The following is a 486-nucleotide window of genomic DNA, read 5'->3' on the forward strand; positions in this document are numbered from 1 at the left end:
ACAGCGATTCTGACTCTGACAGCGACTCGGACTCTGACAGCGATTCTGATTCTGACAGCGACTCGGATTCTGACAGCGACTCGGATTCTGACAGCGATTCTGACAGTGATTCTGACTCTGACAGCGACTCGGATTCTGACAGCGATTCTGACTCTGACAGCGACTCGGATTCTGACAGCGATTCTGACTCTGACAGCGACTCGGATTCTGACAGCGATTCGGATTCTGACAGCGATTCGGATTCTGACAGTGACTCTGACTCTGACAGCGATTCTGACTCTGACAGCGACTCGGACTCTGACAGCGATTCTGACTCTGACAGCGATTCTGACTCTGACAGCGACTCGGACTCTGACAGCGACTCGGATTCTGACAGTGACTCGGATTCTGACAGCGATTCTGACTCTGACAGCGACTCGGACTCTGACAGCGATTCTGATTCTGACAGCGACTCGGATTCTGACAGCGACTCGGATTCTGACAGCG

General features: G+C 52.9%; 1 protein-coding gene. It reads left to right on the forward strand.

The features are described from left to right. Positions 1 to 486: hypothetical protein (locus ACG916_RS21520; protein ID WP_419329363.1), on the forward strand; the 486-nt coding region annotated here is incomplete at both ends.

Source organism: Acinetobacter legionensis, assembly GCF_048552295.1.
Lineage (GTDB): Bacteria > Pseudomonadota > Gammaproteobacteria > Pseudomonadales > Moraxellaceae > Acinetobacter.